Origin of the sequence: Streptomyces sp. NPDC050085, assembly GCF_044460595.1 — a bacterium.
Classification (GTDB): domain Bacteria; phylum Actinomycetota; class Actinomycetes; order Streptomycetales; family Streptomycetaceae; genus Streptomyces.
Genome location: NZ_JBITJZ010000001.1, coordinates 69,013 through 84,213 on the forward strand (window position 1 = coordinate 69,013; position 15,201 = coordinate 84,213).

The 15,201-nt window shown below is 70.0% G+C and carries 11 protein-coding genes; 3 read left to right on the forward strand and 8 right to left on the reverse strand.

The window, feature by feature from the left end:
- Positions 1-6: 6 nt before the first annotated feature.
- From ACIBUY_RS00310 to ACIBUY_RS00330, 5 genes are all read right to left on the reverse strand, one after another.
- The gene (locus ACIBUY_RS00310; protein ID WP_399151239.1) at positions 7-1,332 is read right to left on the reverse strand and encodes a glycosyltransferase; all 1,326 of its coding nucleotides are present in this window, start codon (positions 1,330-1,332) and stop codon (positions 7-9) included.
- Positions 1,329-2,654 carry a non-hydrolyzing UDP-N-acetylglucosamine 2-epimerase gene (gene wecB / locus ACIBUY_RS00315; RefSeq protein ID WP_399151240.1) on the reverse strand — a complete coding sequence of 442 codons (1,326 nt, stop codon included), beginning with the start codon at positions 2,652-2,654 and terminating at the stop codon, positions 1,329-1,331. Before wecB ends, ACIBUY_RS00310 begins: the two co-directional genes overlap by 4 nt.
- Positions 2,655-3,208: 554 nt before the next feature.
- The gene (locus ACIBUY_RS00320) at positions 3,209-3,493 is read right to left on the reverse strand and encodes a hypothetical protein (protein ID WP_365562676.1); all 285 of its coding nucleotides are present in this window, start codon (positions 3,491-3,493) and stop codon (positions 3,209-3,211) included.
- Between the two features lie 59 nt (positions 3,494-3,552).
- Entirely contained in the window at positions 3,553-4,392 is an 840-nt protein-coding gene (locus ACIBUY_RS00325; RefSeq protein WP_399151241.1) for a phytanoyl-CoA dioxygenase family protein, read from the reverse strand.
- Between the two features lie 73 nt (positions 4,393-4,465).
- Positions 4,466-5,260 carry a helix-turn-helix transcriptional regulator gene (locus ACIBUY_RS00330; RefSeq protein WP_399151242.1) on the reverse strand — a complete coding sequence of 265 codons (795 nt, stop codon included), beginning with the start codon at positions 5,258-5,260 and terminating at the stop codon, positions 4,466-4,468.
- A 196-nt stretch (positions 5,261-5,456) separates the two neighbouring features.
- On the opposite strand from ACIBUY_RS00330, the gene ACIBUY_RS00335 reads away from it, so the two are divergent.
- The 3 genes from ACIBUY_RS00335 to ACIBUY_RS00345 are packed head-to-tail and all read left to right on the forward strand — an operon-like array spanning position 5,457 to position 8,541.
- The gene (locus ACIBUY_RS00335; protein ID WP_399151243.1) at positions 5,457-6,782 is read left to right on the forward strand and encodes an extracellular solute-binding protein; all 1,326 of its coding nucleotides are present in this window, start codon (positions 5,457-5,459) and stop codon (positions 6,780-6,782) included.
- Positions 6,779-7,720: a carbohydrate ABC transporter permease gene (locus ACIBUY_RS00340; protein ID WP_399151244.1), complete on the forward strand. Its 942-nt coding sequence runs from the start codon at positions 6,779-6,781 to the stop codon at positions 7,718-7,720. The genes ACIBUY_RS00335 and ACIBUY_RS00340 overlap by 4 nt, the downstream gene beginning before the upstream one ends.
- The gene (locus ACIBUY_RS00345) at positions 7,717-8,541 is read left to right on the forward strand and encodes a carbohydrate ABC transporter permease (RefSeq protein ID WP_365562493.1); all 825 of its coding nucleotides are present in this window, start codon (positions 7,717-7,719) and stop codon (positions 8,539-8,541) included. The genes ACIBUY_RS00340 and ACIBUY_RS00345 overlap by 4 nt, the downstream gene beginning before the upstream one ends.
- A 92-nt stretch (positions 8,542-8,633) precedes the next feature.
- On the opposite strand, the gene ACIBUY_RS00350 is transcribed toward ACIBUY_RS00345, so the two are convergent.
- The 3 genes from ACIBUY_RS00350 to ACIBUY_RS00360 all read right to left on the reverse strand — a co-directional run bounded on the left by ACIBUY_RS00350 (position 8,634) and on the right by ACIBUY_RS00360 (position 15,182).
- Complete coding sequence (locus ACIBUY_RS00350) at positions 8,634-10,688, reverse strand: glycoside hydrolase family 6 protein (RefSeq protein ID WP_365562674.1); 2,055 nt, start codon at positions 10,686-10,688, stop codon at positions 8,634-8,636.
- Positions 10,689-10,860: 172 nt separating this feature from the next.
- Complete coding sequence (locus ACIBUY_RS00355; protein ID WP_399151245.1) at positions 10,861-12,396, reverse strand: cellulose binding domain-containing protein; 1,536 nt, start codon at positions 12,394-12,396, stop codon at positions 10,861-10,863.
- Positions 12,393-15,182 carry a glycoside hydrolase family 48 protein gene (locus ACIBUY_RS00360; protein ID WP_365562487.1) on the reverse strand — a complete coding sequence of 930 codons (2,790 nt, stop codon included), beginning with the start codon at positions 15,180-15,182 and terminating at the stop codon, positions 12,393-12,395. Before ACIBUY_RS00360 ends, ACIBUY_RS00355 begins: the two co-directional genes overlap by 4 nt.
- Positions 15,183-15,201: the final 19 nt, after the last annotated feature.

Below are 15,201 nucleotides of genomic sequence, written 5' to 3' on the forward strand. Positions count from 1 at the left end.
AGCCCGTCACTCGGCCTCGGGGATCGCCTCTCGCGGCGTCTTCACCCAGCCGCCTCGGCGGAAGATCAGCCGGAACAGGGCTCGGAACAGGCTCGGAATGATCAGCCAGGTGTACAGCGCGTACGGGATCGACATCAGGAACGCCAGCGGCAGGTCGCGCACGCGCATCGGCTCGGAGCGGGCCAGCAGGCCGAGCGTGCCGGTGCCGAACGCGAGCCCGTAGATGAGCATGATGAGCCACAACGGACCGTTCCAGAACGGCAGATGACCGAAGCACCAGAGCGCCACCGCCACCGGCAGCGCGACGGCCACGATCAGCTGCTGGAGCGGCAGGGTGATGTACCAGAGCAGGTCGATCCGGACGATGAAGGAGACCTTCATCCGCAGGATGCCGCCCAGGTGCCGCAGTGCCTGGAGGTTGCCCTGGTACCAGCGGGTCCGCTGGCGCGACAGGCGGTGGTAGTTGTTCAACCCCTGCTGCGAGACGCCCGCGCGCCACTCGTGCGTGCTGCGCCAGCCCGCGCCGTACAGCCGAAGGCCCAGGTCCTGGTCCTCGGTGAGCGCCGGGCGCCACGGGCCCTCGGTGCCGGCGATCTCGTCGAGCGCGGACAGCCGGTTGAACTGGCCGTTGCCGCCCATGTCGGCGATGAACCAGAAGCTGCGCGCCAGTTGGTAGAGCCGTCCGTAGACGGCGAACTCGACGTCCTGGCACCAGGTGAGGAAGCCCTTGCGGTTGTAGATGGTCACCTGGCTCTGGACGCCCCCGACCCGCGGGTCCGCGAACCGGCGGGCGATCTGAGCGGGGGCGGCGGCGTCCAGCCGGCCGTCGGCGTCCACGATCACCACGACCACCTCCTCCGGTCCCGTCCCTCGATGCGGGCCCTGCGTCAGCACCGTGTCGTGAATGTGCCGCCACGCGTCGTTCAGCGCCTCCGACTTGCCCTTGCGTGCCTCGGGCAGGTCACGGCGCAGCACCACGAGCCCGGGGCGCGCGAGTTCGGCGAGGACCTGCGGGGTGCGGTCCTGCGAGCCGTCGTCGACCACGAGCACCACGCGCCGCTCGAGATCGAGGTCGAACAGGCGGCGCACGCTGTCGGCGATCGTCACCTCCTCGTTGAGTGCCGGAACCACGAACACCCACAACAGCGACGGAGATGCGGTGCCCGGGTCGTCGGCCTGGCGCTTGCGGTCGTACCGGCGCTGGCGGGAGGCGACGGCGAACAGCATCGCGGTCCAGACGACGCCGAAGACGATGATGGCCAGCGCCAGGACCAGCAGGGCCCTGGCCGGTCCCGCGCCGGCGTAGAAGTCGAACGCGGCTGCGCTGGTCACACCGGGTCCGGGCCGGGCGGGTCGGTGACGAGCGGCTCGGTGACGAGCGGGTCGGTGACGAGCGGGTCGAGGAAGGTACGGTCCGGGGCCAGGCCCGCCGCGCCCAGGACCGCCGAGCGCCGATAGCCGTGCCCGAACGGCACCGGCGGCGTGGTGTTGAAGGTCAGGTGCCCGAAGGCCTGCACGATCCGACGCGCCGCGTGCCCGTCGCCGTACGGGTTCGGTGCCTCGGCCATCTTCTGATGCGCCTGCTCGTCGCCCAGGAGCACCGCTGCCTCCGCGGCGATGCGGTCCGGGTCGGTGCCGACCAGGCGCAGTGTGCCGGTGTTGAGCCCCGAGGTGCGTTCGGTGTTGTCCCGGGTCACCAGGACCGGCGTGCCGAGGGAGGGGGCCTCTTCCTGGATCCCGCCGGAATCGCTGATGGCCAGGACCGCGCGCTTGAGCAGCCTGGCGAACGGTACGTAGTCCATCGGTCTGGTCACGTGGACGTTGGAGCTCTGCGCGAGCAGCGGGCGCAGGGTGTCGGCGACGATCGGGTTGGGGTGCAGCGGGACGACGAACAGCACGTCGGGGTGGTCGGCCGCCGCGCGCTGGACGCCGCGGCCGATGCCGACCAGTCCTTCGCCCCAGTTCTCCCGGCGGTGCGCGGTCACGACGACGACGCGGGTGTGCGGGTCGAGCGCGTCGAGGACCGGATCGCCGTAGTCGGTCTGCTGCTCGGCGGCCCAGAGCACCGCGTCGATGCCGGTGTTGCCGGTCACGAGGATCCGGTCGGAGTCGATGCCCTCGCGGATCAGGTTCTGCTTGCTGAGCGTGGTCGGTGCCAGGTGGAACGCGGCCAGGCGGGCGATCAGCTGGCGGTTGAGTTCCTCCGGGAACGGGGACAGCGTCGAGTGCGTCCGCATGCCCGCCTCGATGTGGTTCACCGACAGCCTCAGGTGGAACGCGGCAAGGGCGGCCGCCGCAGCCGAGCTGGTGTCGCCGTGCACCAGGACGGTGACCGGGTACTGGTCGGAGCCGAGCCTGCCCTGCCCCGGCTGCGGGGGCTGCCCGAAGTTCTTGCGCAGGGCCTTGTCGAACCGGTCCATGATCTCGGTGAACAGGTCGTTCAGCGGCATCCCCGGATATCCGACCCCGAGCTCGATGTCCGGGGTGATCCCGCCGAGTGCCAGGACCTCACGGACCATCCTCTCGTGCTGCCCGGTCGAGATGACGGTCGGATGGAACCCCTCGCTGGCCTTCAGCTCCCGGATCACCGGCAACAGCTTGATCGCCTCGGGCCGGGTGCCGACGACGACCGCGACGTTGAGCGTGTTCGGCATGAGCGGGCCCGACTACCGGCACCGCGGCGTCTGCGGGCCCAGCACGAAGGTGTCCCGGGCGATCGGATCCGGGTGGCACGTCGGTTCCGAGCTGACCGACCGCAGGTTGGCGTTCACGCGGTCAGTCTCGGCGACCGCTGTCATCGCCGCATCTTGGGCGCGGCGGGCCCGCACCCGAGGGCGCCGGGGCCGTTCCGGGCGACCGGGCCTCGGCCCCGTGTCACGGCCTCGGCAGCCTCTCGGCCAGGCTGCGGCGACTGCCGCACGTACCGACCCCGTCGATGGAGCCCGCCGCACGAGCACCACCCCCGGTCGCCGCAACGAGCCCAAGGGCCGGCGGGCGGGCTCGGCGCTCACCATCCTGCCGTCGTGGTGGTCGACGTACTCGGCGGAGAAGGCCCCGTGGGCACCGGACGTCTCGTACCACGGCGGCCCGTACCTCATGTACTACGCGGTCTCCGGCTTCGGCTCCACGCACTCGACCCGAAGCCGGGCGTCAACCTCCCGAACCGGAGCGGCGGTTGGCCGTCGTGTACTGACCGGGAGCCCTCGCCTCACTCCTCGACCGGATCCCGCAGGTCGACGAGGCGCTCGAAGAAGAACTCGTGCTTGAGGAAGGAGGTGTCGTACTCGTGGCCCGGCGACGGCGGGACGAGCTGCGAGGCCTGGATCAGCCGCCAGCCGTCGAGGAGGGCCGCGACACCGGTCTCGTAGGGCGGCTCGTCACTGTCGCCCGCGGTCGGGGTGGTGCGGCCGGTCCCGTCGTAGCGGGACCAGCCCACGACCCAGGAGTCCAGGGCGGAGGTGGCCAGGTACAGCACCAGGACCTGCTGCCGCAGCGTCGGAGTGGCGGTCGTCGGGGTCGCGTTCGTCGGGGTCTGGTTCGTCGCGGCGGCGGTCATGCGGCGGGCTCCTGAGGGCGGTTGCCGACCCTGGTCACCCAGTGGTCGAGGTCGAAGGCGTCGTCACCGGTCAGCTCCCGCCACAGCAGGACGCGGTTGTAGCGCTCCAGGCGGCCGGTCGCGTGCTCGTACCACGGGAAGTGCGCGTCCAGTTCCGTGCGCACCTGCGGGTCGTCGAGGTCCGCCGTGTCCCACAGGAGGCGCTGGCGCACCTGCGGGTTGAAGCGGATCTTGAACATGTAGCGGACGATGTCGCTGTCGTTGCGGCGGCCGCCGTGCCAGATCCCATGGTGCAGGAACACCACGGTCCCGGCCGGGCAGACGAGGCGGTCCTGGCCGCGCAGGTTCTGGTAGCGGCCGGTGTCGGACTCGTTGGTGCGCCGAAGATGGCTGCCGGGCACGCTGAGCGTGCCGCCCATCTCCAGGGTGACCTCCTGCGGGTAGTACATGAGCTGGACGTCGAACGCGTCGGGGCGTACGTCGATGATGGCGTCCGCGTGCAGCGGCTGGGCCTGCCCCTCGTGCGGCTCGCGGGTGTGCACGGCGTGGTGGTCGACGGTCGGTCCCGGGCCGACGAGGCTGTGCAACGCTCCCGCGACCTGGGGCAGTTGGAGCAGTCGGTCGACGAACGACCCCGGGGCGAAGGCCTGGCCGAGGGGGGTTCCGTACGGCACCTGCGGCACCCCGTGCGCAAGGACGTGCAGCGCCTCCGCGTTCATCTCCGGCGGCACCACCGCGTCGAGGCGCACGGCGCCGCGGGCCACGAAGCGGGCCATCTGCACCGAACTGAGCAACTGCCTGCTGGTCCCCGGGATCTTCTTCTCTGTTTCCTCCATGGCTCTCACGCTAGGAGTCGGCCCGGCCGGCGCGCGTGGGTCGTGTTCACCCTCAACTGGTCGATTCTCACCATCAGGTGCGTCGGGCCCGGACGGCGCGCGGGGACGCGCCGAGCTCGCGGCGGCAGGCCTTGTTGAACGCCTGGAGGTCCGGGATGCCCACGGTGGCGGCGACGGCGGGGATGGACAGGGTGCTGGCGCGCAGCAAGTGGCGGGCTCGCGTCATCCTGCGCAAGCGGATGTAGCCGATGACCGTCTGCCCGGTGGCCACGCGGAACAGGCGGGTCAGGTGGTTGTGGGACACCCCGGCCTCCTTCGCGATCCAGGACACGGTGAGCGGCTCCGCGAGCCGCGCCTCGATCAGGGACACCGCGAGGGCCACGGCCGGATGGGCGGTGGGCGCGGTCCCGTCGCGGGGCGGACCGAGTTCGGCCACCCGCCACAGCGCGGCCCACACCTCGGCCACCGCCCGCCCGGGCGAGTGCGGCCAGGCGGTCAGCGCCTGCCTCAACTGCCTTTCCAGTGCGCCGACTTGAGAGCCTGCGTGCTGCACCGACGCCACCTCGCGCGACTCCCCGCCCGCGCCGAGCCGCAGATGGGCGTAGAGGTGCTCGGAACGCCCCCGGTAGCGGTAGCGGACCGGCGTGCCGGGCGGCACCAGGCTGACGCTGCCGGGCCGGATGGCATGCACGACGGCGCCCACCGTCAAGTCCGCTTCGTAGTCGTAGAGATGGAACTGCCAGAGGTCCGGCAGCTCGAAGTCGTCCACGTGGCCGGCCGGGCCGTGCACGCCGATGCCGACGGCCGCGAGCTCCGGTGGAGCGTCGAGGTGGACGAAAGCCGTTCGTGCGGCCCTGATTTCGGTCACGGTGCCTCGCGGAGTCGTGGTCGGACGCTCCAACGTACCGACAGCACCGGGCCTGCCTCGGCGAGCGCGGTCGGGCTCATCGAATCGCTCCAACACCCCATCTTGCAGGACCTATTGACTCCGGGACGGCGCCCTCATACCGTCGCCCGTCGAAGCGCTTCGATCCATGATTGCCGATTCCTGGGAGATCCAGCGGATGTTGTCGATTCGAAGCTCCACCACCCGTCCGAGACTTCGGCGCGTCCGCGCCCTCGCCGCCTTCGGCCTGGCGCTCGCCTGCTCCGTGGCGCTCACTTCCTGCGGAAGCGGCGACAGCGGCAGCGGGGGCGACGGGAAGACTCTGCGCCTGTGGCACTACGAGGCCGCCAACAGTGCGATGGGAGCCGCCTGGAACGAGGCCATCAAGGAGTTCGAGGCCGGCCATCCAGGGGTGAAGGTGAAGCTCGAGGAGAAGAGCTTCGACCAGATACAGAAGACCGCGTCCATGGTGCTCGGCTCGGACGCCGCACCCGACGTCATGGAGTACAACAAGGGCGACGCGACCGCCGGACTGCTGTCCAAGCAGGGCCTGCTGACCGACATGAGCGCAGAGGTGGGCCGGCGCGGCTGGGACAAGCTGCTCCCGCCGTCCGTGACCACCACGAGCCGCTACTCCCCGGCCGGGAAAATGGGCTCGGGCAAGTGGTACGGGGTGCCGAACTACGGCGAGTACCTCATGGCGTACTACAACGAGGACCTCTTCAAGAAGTACGGCATCAAGATCCCGAAGACGTTCGACGAACTCACCACTGCGCTGCGCGAGTTCAAGCAGCACGGCGTCACGCCGCTCGCCAATTCCGGCGCCGAGTACGTCGCCCACCAGTACCTCTACCAGCTCGCCCTCACCAAGGCCGACCGCGCCTGGGTCGACGACTACGAGCTGAAGGGCAGGGCCGACTTCCACGACGCCGCCTGGACGTACGCCGCCGAGACGTTCTCCGACTGGGTGAAGAAGGGGTACATCAGCAAGAACACCACCAGCGCCACCGCCGAGAACGCGGGTGTCTCCTGGCTCCAGCAGAAGAGCCCGATCATCTTCTCCGGCTCCTGGTGGTTCGGCCGGTTCCAGGACGAGGCGAAGTTCGGCTGGTCGTCCGGCGTCTTCCCGGGCGCCTCGCTCACCGCGGGCTCCGGCGGCAACCTGTGGGTCGTCCCCGCCAAGTCCCGGAACAAGCAGCTCGCCTACGACTTCATCGACATCACCATGTCGAAGAAGATCCAGAACATGCTCGGCAACAAGGGCGGCGTCCCCGTCGCGGCCGACGCCTCCGCCATCAAGGACCCGAAGTCCAAGGAACTGATCGACCACTTCAACTCCCTCACGAAGAACGACGGGTTGGCCTACTACCCGGACTGGCCGGTCGCCGGGTACTACGAGACGCTCGTCTCGCAGACGCAGAGGCTGATGACCGGAAGCGCGACCCCGGACACCTACCTGGACGCCCTCCAGGCCGCCTACGACAAGGGCGCGTCCAAGGGATGAGTCTCGCCGCCCCCCGCAAGGAACACGCGGCGAAGGTCGGGCGCCGCGACTCGTACACCCTCTATCTCCTGCCGGGCGTGCTCGCCTTTCTCGCCGTGGTCATCGCCCCGTTCGTGATGAACACGGCGTGGAGCTTCGCCGACTGGCAGGGCGTCGGGGACCCGAAGTGGTCAGGCCTGTCCAACTACCGTGAGCTGCTGGCCGATGCGGAGTTCTGGGCGTCCTTCCGGCACAGCCTCTTCATGGTCCTGTCGATGGCGATCGTGCCCACCGCCGTCGGTCTCGTGCTCGCCGCGGCGCTCTTCGACTTCGTCGCCAAGCACTACGGCAGCAGGCTCGCGGCCGTGCTGCGCGCCTGCTTCTATCTTCCGCAGGTGCTGCCGATCGCGGTCGCGGGCATCGTGTGGAGCTGGATCCTGGCCCCGGACGACGGCGCCCTGAACGCGTTCCTGAAGGCGATCGGCCTCGGCTCCTGGCAGCACGACTGGCTGGGCGATCCGGACCTCGCGCTGTACTCCGTGATGGGCGTGATGGTCTGGGTGCAGCTCGGCTTCCCGCTCGTCGTCCTCATGGCCGGCCTCGGGCGCGTGGACCCACAGTTGTACGAGGCCGCGGAGCTGGACGGGGCGGGGTGGTGGCGCCGCCTGTGGCACATCACGCTGCCGCAGATCCGACCGGAGATCCAGGTCGTGCTGCTGTGGTGCACGATCGCCGCCCTGAAGGTCTTCGGCGCGATCTACGTCCTGACCAAGGGCGGCCCCGGCGGCGCCACGGACGTCCCGTCGTACTTCTCGTACACGACGTTCTTCGAGCAGACCCAGGTCGGCTACGGCGCCGCGATCTCCACCGTGCTGACCGTGATCATTCTCGTACTCGCACTCGTCGGTCTGAAACTGCAGACGCGGGCCGAGGACGCCGAGGAAGGACGGGCCGCGTGAGCAGCGCCATCCGCCGTCATCCGGTGCTCGTGGCGCTGGTCGTCGCGGCCCTGTTCATGATCGCGCCGTTCCTGATCGTCGTCGTCAACGCCTTCAAGTCCCCCGACGACTACTCGAACAACGGCCCGTTGAGCCTTCCCCACGGCCTCTACACCGACGGAATCACCGGGTTCTGGGAGCGCGTCGACTTCGGCCAGAAACTGTGGAACTCGGTCCTCATCAGCGGCTCCGTCGCCGTCCTCGCCGTACTCCTGTCCGTCCTGACCGCGTACGCGATCGGCATCGGGCGGGTACGCGGCCGCACCTGGGTGCTCGCCTTCTTCGTGCTCGCGAACATGCTGCCGCAGGAGGCGCTGGTCTACCCGCTGTATTTCCTGGCGAAGAAGGCCGACCTGTACGACACCCGGCTCAGCGTGATCATCGTGTTCACGGTGATCCAGTCGGCCTTCGGCACGTATCTCCTCTCCTCCGTGCTCGGCCGATTCCCGCGCGAGGTGATCGAGGCGGCACGGATCGACGGGGCCGGTAAGTGGCAGGTGCTGTGGCGGGTCGTGGTCCCCATGAGCCGGCCCACGATCGGGGTCCTGCTCGTCTTCTTCTTCGTCTGGACCTGGAACGAGTTCCTGCTGCCCCTCGTCATGCTGCTCTCCAACGACCACCAGACGGTGTCGGTGGCACTCGGCGTGCTGCAGGGACAGCGCCTGATGGACGCGACGATGACCAACGCGGCCGCCCTGCTCGGCGTGCTCCCCGCGATCGTCTTCTTCCTGCTCTTCCAGCGGACGCTGACCCGGGGCATCGCCGTCGGCGCGGTCAAGTAGCCTGCCCCGCCCTCAGCCGCGCGACCGGCGCCCCCGGAGTGGTGAAGCTCCGGGGGCGCCGGTCGCGTCGTCGTGCGGCAGGCTCTCTCGGGTTACGGGGCGGTGCCCCACAGGAGTTGGCCGCCGGAGTAGACGCCGATCTTTGGTGCGTCCGCGTACGAACTCGCGGTGCCGTGGCTGTAGTCGTCGGCCTCGTTGAAGTTCGACCAGTCGGCCCGGTGCAGCCGCAACTGGATGTCGCCGGTCGCAGCGCCCGCGGCGAGCGAGCCACTGGTGACGTTCACCTTGAGATAGCGGTTGGCCCCGGTCGTCGTGCCGTTCGTCGACACCGAGTGGGTGAGGTTCGAGCAGCCCATCTGCGCCCAGTCACACCAGGTGGTGTACGAGGACGCCTCGTCGCCGAACCAGTACCGGATCTCGACGTCCTTCAGACTCTGCGCACTGGAACCGGTGTTGACCAACTGCAGAGTCATCCGGATCGCGTTGTCCGTCAGGCTCGTATCGCTGGTCTTGAACTGCACCTTCAGGTTCCCGGTGCCCGTACCACCGCCCGCCGTCGTCGTCCCGGCGACCTGGGCGGACTGGGCCGAGGCGTTCCCGGCGGCGTCCCGCGCCCGCACCGTGTACTGGTAGGTGGTGGAGGCGGTCAGACCGCTGTCGGTGTACGTCGTGCCGCCGGTGGAGCCGACGAGGGTGCCGCCCCGGTACACGTCGTACGACGCGACGCCCACGTTGTCCGTCGAGGCGGTCCAGGACAGCGACACCGACGACGAGGTGGCGCCCGTCGTCTTCAGGCCCGCCGGAACGCTCGGCGCCTGGGTGTCGGTGCCGGGGTCGCCGCCGCCGTTCAGGGGCGGGTAGGCGTTCGCCAGCAGCATCTGGAACTGGGCGGAGAACCAGTGGCCGGCCAGCGGGGCGCCCGCCATGGCGCCGGTCGGGTTGTTGCCGTTGCGTGCGTTGCCCCCGTACGTCGGGTCGCACATCCGGTCGAAGCCCTTGCCCTCGTCGTTGTCGACGGGCGCGCTGTTGCCGTCCGACTCGCCCGGGGGCTTGGCCCACACGTACGCGTCGATCCCCGGCTCGGGCGCGGTCTGCGGGCGTTCGCCGACTCCGGCGCCCTGCTGGTTGCACCAGTTTCCGGTATGGATGCGGCGGTCGATGCGGCCGCCGTCGACGTAGGCGTTCACATCCGTCAGCGGGCCGGGGCCGGTGGGCCGTGCGGTGCCGCCCCAGCCGTTGCGGGCGGTGTCGATCAGCATGCCGATGCCGGAGTTGAAGCCGCCGCGGCTGACGAGGCGGTCGCGCATCGCCTGGGCGTAGGACAGCTCGTCGACGTAGTAGTTCCAGTCGACCCACTTGGACTGGCGCACGGTGGTGCCGTTGACCGAGTCGGTGACCTTGAAGTTCGGCTCGTGCAGCGCCCCGTAGTTGGCGGTGTTGACGATGAAGCCGGCGACGTCGTCGACCGTCGCGCCCTCGGTGGTGGCCGCGAGCTTGAACTCGTCGACGGCCGGGTCGAAGTTGGTGTCCCAGCCGAGCCAGCCGTGGTGGCCGACGTCGATGTAGTTGTAGACGTTGGGGATGTCACCGAGCTTGTTCAGCGCGTAGCCCACGCCGTGCTCGTACGCCCCCAGCTCCTTGACGTGCCGGCAGGCGTCCGTGGCTCCGGCCGCGCTGCCCGCGTTGGTGACCATGTTGGGCAGCGAGTCCGGCTCGATCAGCGTGGTGATCCGCAGTGCGGCGTACTTCGGGTCGGCAAGGATCGCCGCGATCGGGTCGATGTACTCCGACTTGTAGCGGCTGAGTTCCTCCGCCTTCAGCTCGCCGTTGGAGGAGAGCGCGGAGCAGTCGCGGCCCGGCAGGTCGTAGATGACCACCTGGAAGAGCGTGGCGCCCTGCGTCAGCGCGGTGTCGAGGTGGGCGCGCAGGCCGCGGCCGTTGGAGGTGCCGGTGATCGCGGCGATCCGGTCCATCCAGACGAAGCTGGGCTGATCGGCGATGACGGAGCCGCCGGGCTCGGCCTTCGCCTTGGCGGACCAGTCGGGGTTGACGTACGGCTTCGCGCCCACGTACGGGTTGTCGACGCGGGCCGCCGCGGCCGCCGAGGCCGGTGCGGTGGGGAGGGCGACGCCGAGCGCGGCGCCCATGGCGAGCGCGGGCAGCAGCGCAGCGAGCCTCCTGAAGCGGCTCTTGCGTCTGAGGAGCGTGGTGGTGTTCATCGTTGCGTGCTGTTCCTCTCGGATTAAGGGTGTGCGGATGTACGGCCCGGTGGCGGGAGGCAGCGGGAAGGATTCCCGCCACCGGGTGTCGGGGGGGGGATCAGGGCGCGGTGCCCCACAGGAGTTGGCCGCCGGAGTAGACGCCGATCTTTGGTGCGTCCGCGTACGAACTCGCGGTGCCGTGGCTGTAGTCGTCGGCCTCGTTGAAGTTCGACCAGTCGGCCCGGTGCAGCCGCAACTGGATGTCGCCGGTCGAGGCACCCGCGGCCAGCGAACCACCGGTGACGTTCACCTTGAGATAGCGGTTGGCCCCGGTCGTCGTACCGTTCGTCGACACCGAATGAGTCAGGTTCGAGCAGCCCATCTGCGCCCAGTCGCACCACGTCGTGTACGACGAGGCCTCGTCGCCGAACCAGTACCGGATCTCGACGTCCTGCAGACTCTGCGCGCTGGAACCGGTGTTGACCAACTGCAGAGTCATCCGGATCGCGTTGTCCGTCAGGCTCGTATCGCTGGTCTTGAACTGCACCTTCAGGTTCCCGGTGCCCGTACCACCGCCAGGTGCGGTGGTCACGCTCACCGGACCGGCGGGCGGCGAGGCGTTCCCGGCCGCGTCCAGCGCGCGCACGGTGTAGCTGTACGCGGTGGATGCCGTCAGACCCGTGTCGGTGTACGTCGTGCCGCCGGTGGAGCCGACGCGCGTGCCGCCGCGGTAGACGTCGTACGACGTGACGCCGACGTCGTCCGTGGCGGGATCCCAGGCCAGCGTGGCGGACGACGAACTCGCCGCGGTGGAGCGCAGGTTGCGGGGTGCGGTCGGCGGCGTGGTGTCCCCGCCGCCGCCCGCGCCCTTACTGGCGTCGAACGAGAAGGAGTTCACGCCGAGACCCTGGCCGCCCTGCCAGATCTCGAAGCCGGCCTCGGCGTCGATCAGGTAGTGCGCGGGGTTGATCTGGCCGCGTGCGGTGGCGTCGTCGACGAGGCGCTTCACGTCGAGGTCGGTCACCGCGGTGGCGCCGCCCTGCAACACGTACGAGACGACCTTCCACCCGGAGGCGCCGGGCCCGGTCCACACGTCCCAGGTCCGGCCGTCCAGGGTGACCGTGGCCGTGCGGGAGCCGATGGGCTGGACGCCGCCGCGGTGGTTGATCCAGATCATCAACTCGGTGCCGTCGGGCTGGTCGTCGGTGGTGGGCGTGGAGTTGAACCACAGGTCGTACGCGGCGTCCCAGACGCCGGAGGCGACCTGCGTGGTGTCGAACGTCGAGCGGGCGCTGCCCAGTTCGCTCACCCGGATCGGCAGGCCGCTGTTCGTGGTGCACGCGCCCCAGTGGCAGCCCTTGTAACTGGACGGGTAGGTGGCGGGCGGCCCCGCCGTGGTGAGCGAGAAGTTCGCCTCGGTCACCTTCCAGGCGCCGGTCGCGGTGTCCACGCTGACGCACTGGCGGGCCGAGGAGTTCCACTCGTTCTGCTGGTACGTGTACGTGCCGCCCTGCATCTCGGTGGTCCCCCACTGGGTGCAGTCGGTGACCGGCGCGGCCGCCGCCGGGTCCGCGCCGGTGAACAGCGCGAGCCCGGCGAGCAGGATGCCCGCGGCGATGGCGGCGACAGCGCCGCGCAGGTGCCCTCCCCTCACGGCGCCGTCCCCCACACGAGTTCGCCGCCGACATACGCGGTGATCTTGGAGGCGTCCGCGAAGGACGTGTTCGTACCGTGGCTGTAGTCGTCGGCCTCGTTGAAGTTCGACCAGTCGCTCTTGTGCACGCGCAGCTGTATCTCGCCGGAGTCGCCGCCCGCGGCGACGCTGCCCGCACCGGCGCTGAAGCCGACCTCCAGGTAGTGGTCCGCGCCGGTCGTCGGGCTGCTCAAGGCGACCACCCGGTGCGTGATGTTGGCGGCCCCGAGCATCGCCCAGTCGCACCACGTGGTGTACGTGGACGGGCCGCCGTCGCCGGTGAAGTAGTAGCGGACGGTCACCGTGGAGAGGCTGAGCGCGCCGCCGCCGGTGTTGCCGACCTTCAGGGACATGCGGATGGCGTTGTCGGTGGCGTTGGAATCGTTGCTCTTGTACTGGACCTTGGCCCCGCCCGTACCGCCACCCGCCTTGGTGGTGCCGATGACCTCGGCCGACAGTGCGGAGGCGTTGCCCGCCGCGTCCCGGGCGGCGACCCGGTAGTGGTAGGCGGTGGACGCGGAGAGCCCGGTGTCGGTGTAGGTGGTCGCGGTCGGGGTGCCCACCGGGGTGCCGTCGCGGTAGACGTCGTACGCCGCGACGCCCGTGTCGTCGGTGGACGCCGTCCAGCTCAGCGACACGCTGGTGCCGGTCGTCGCCGTCACCTTCAGGCCGGCCGGGACGGTCGGCGCGGTGGTGTCGCTGCCGCCGCCGGGGCCGCCCTCGTTGCCGAGGAGTTCGGCGTACGAGGCGAAGGAGAGCGCCAGCGCCGCCTGCGCCCAGAAGCGGTGGTAGGTGAAGACCGGCGGGGCGCCGCCGTCCAGGTACGTCTGCACCTTCGACCAGCCCGGCTCCTGCTTGAGCCACGGCCGCATCCCGATGAAGGTCGTACCGGAGCCCAGCTTCACGCCCTGCGGGGAGGTGCCGGACCAGCCCGCGGGGAAGTACACCGGGTCGTCGAAGCGGTCGTAGTCGCGGCGGGTCTCGGGGACGGCGATGCCCTGGGTGTCCGTGTGCCGGGCCATGGCGTCGAGCAGGGACTTGGCGAGTCCGGCGGCGTCGGCGTTCCCGGACTTCGCGGAGTAGTAGATCAGCGTCATGGCCAGCGCCGCGCCCACGCCGACGTCGTCGCCGTAGTCGACGACCGACACGTGCAGGCCGGTGTTGGCGCCGGGGCTCGTGGCGTTCCAGGTGTCGGGGGCGCCGGTCCAGCCCAGGGTGGCGGGGAAGCGGTAGCTGCCGTCGGCTCCGACGGTGGTCTGCGCGGAGGCCCAGGCCACCCATTTGTCGAGGACGGCCTTGGCGGTCGCGTTGTTGGTGACGTAGTAGTACTGGGCGACGCGCTCCATGCACCAGACCTGGAAGCCGAACCAGTTGTTGCTCGGCGGGTCGTGGTAGACGGGCTGCCAGTCGTACGCCATGCCGTAGAAGGTCGGGGTGCCGGCCGGCGGGGTGCCGTACTGGCCGTCCCAGCTGTTGGAACAGCCGCCGGCGAGCGCGCCCTCGGCGGACTGCAGCCAGCGCAGGAACTCGAGCTGCCGGGTGAGCGACTTCTGCCAATCGCCCTTCGCTGTCGGCGACTTGGGGGTGAGGGCGGGGATGGTGGACAGCGCCCAGGCGGCGAGGGGGTTCTGGTAGCCCTGGTGGGCGATGCCGTCGCCGATGCGCCAGGCCCAGCCGCCACCGGAGCCCGTCGAGCCGCCCCAGGCGTAGTACCAGGAGAGCAGGTAGTGCTGCGCGTCGCGGCCGGAAGCGGGCTGGCAGCCGGTGGGGCTGGTGCAGTTGCCTATTTTCTTGAAGTACTTGTCGAACATCGCGTAGCGCAGGTAGTCGCCCATCTTCGCGGCCTTGGCCACGGAGGCGGAGACCTGGCTCGCCTTGCCCTGCGCCGTCGCCCACGTCAGCGCCCAGTACGCGGCCTGCACGGCGCGCGCGTCGGCGTCGGGGGCGTTGGTGTACTTCCACTGCTTCGCGTACGAGGCGTCCTTGACGAAGAGGTCGAGGTAGCCGCTCGGGCCGCCGTACTTGAAGAGGTCCGTGGTGGGCTGCGGAATGGTCTCCCAGACGGACTCCTGCGCGCCGCGCTGGTAGCTGTTGACGAAGGACGCCATCTTCCCGGGGCCGAGCTCGTCGCCGGAGCCGGGCTTGTTGCCGAAGCCGTAGACGTTGTCGAGGTCCATCAGCCAGTGCATGCCGTAGATGTCCATCGTCCCGTACGCGGAGGCGAGTTCGGTGGCGATGGGGTCGGAGCCGACGGCGACGGAGGAGTTCAGCTCGGACGGGTAGCTGGTGACCTGCGGGTGTTCGGGCGCGTAGGTGGCGGGCTTGGAGGGGGTGTACGCGTCGTTGGTGGGCTGGTCGATGTGCGGCGGGATGATCGTGGCCTCGGCGACTTCCCACGACTTGTTGAACGGGGCCCAGTCGCCGGTGACCCGGCCGTACGCCGCCTCCAGCCAGATCCAGAAGCTGAACGCCTCGGAGGTCGTCTGGTGGCCGTGGTCGGGGGCCTCGACGATCAGGGTCTCGGCGCAGTGGTACGGGATGCCGTCCGGGCTGAAGTAGCCGCTGGCCGGGTTCTTGATCTTGTTGTACTGGGTGAGGAACGCCTCCGTGTAGGGGCCGCCCGCGGCGGCGGCCGCCGGTGCGGCGGAACCGTCCGGGGCCTCGGCGGCCCGGGCGAGCGCCTGCCCGGCACCAAGGGCGACGAGCGCGCCGCCGGCCGCGCCGACGAAGGAACGCCGGGAAAGCAAGGCGGACTTTTCGGATCTT

Coding starts and splice junctions, on each gene's coding strand:
- ACIBUY_RS00340 (WP_399151244.1), top strand. CDS start 6,779: ATGAGTCTCGCCGCCCCCCGCAAGGAACACGCGGCGAAGGTCGGGCGC.
- ACIBUY_RS00350 (WP_365562674.1), bottom strand. CDS start 10,688: ATGGGCGCCGCGCTCGGCGTCGCCCTCCCCACCGCACCGGCCTCGGCG.
- ACIBUY_RS00325 (WP_399151241.1), bottom strand. CDS start 4,392: ATGGAGGAAACAGAGAAGAAGATCCCGGGGACCAGCAGGCAGTTGCTC.
- wecB (WP_399151240.1), bottom strand. CDS start 2,654: ATGCCGAACACGCTCAACGTCGCGGTCGTCGTCGGCACCCGGCCCGAG.
- ACIBUY_RS00335 (WP_399151243.1), top strand. CDS start 5,457: ATGTTGTCGATTCGAAGCTCCACCACCCGTCCGAGACTTCGGCGCGTC.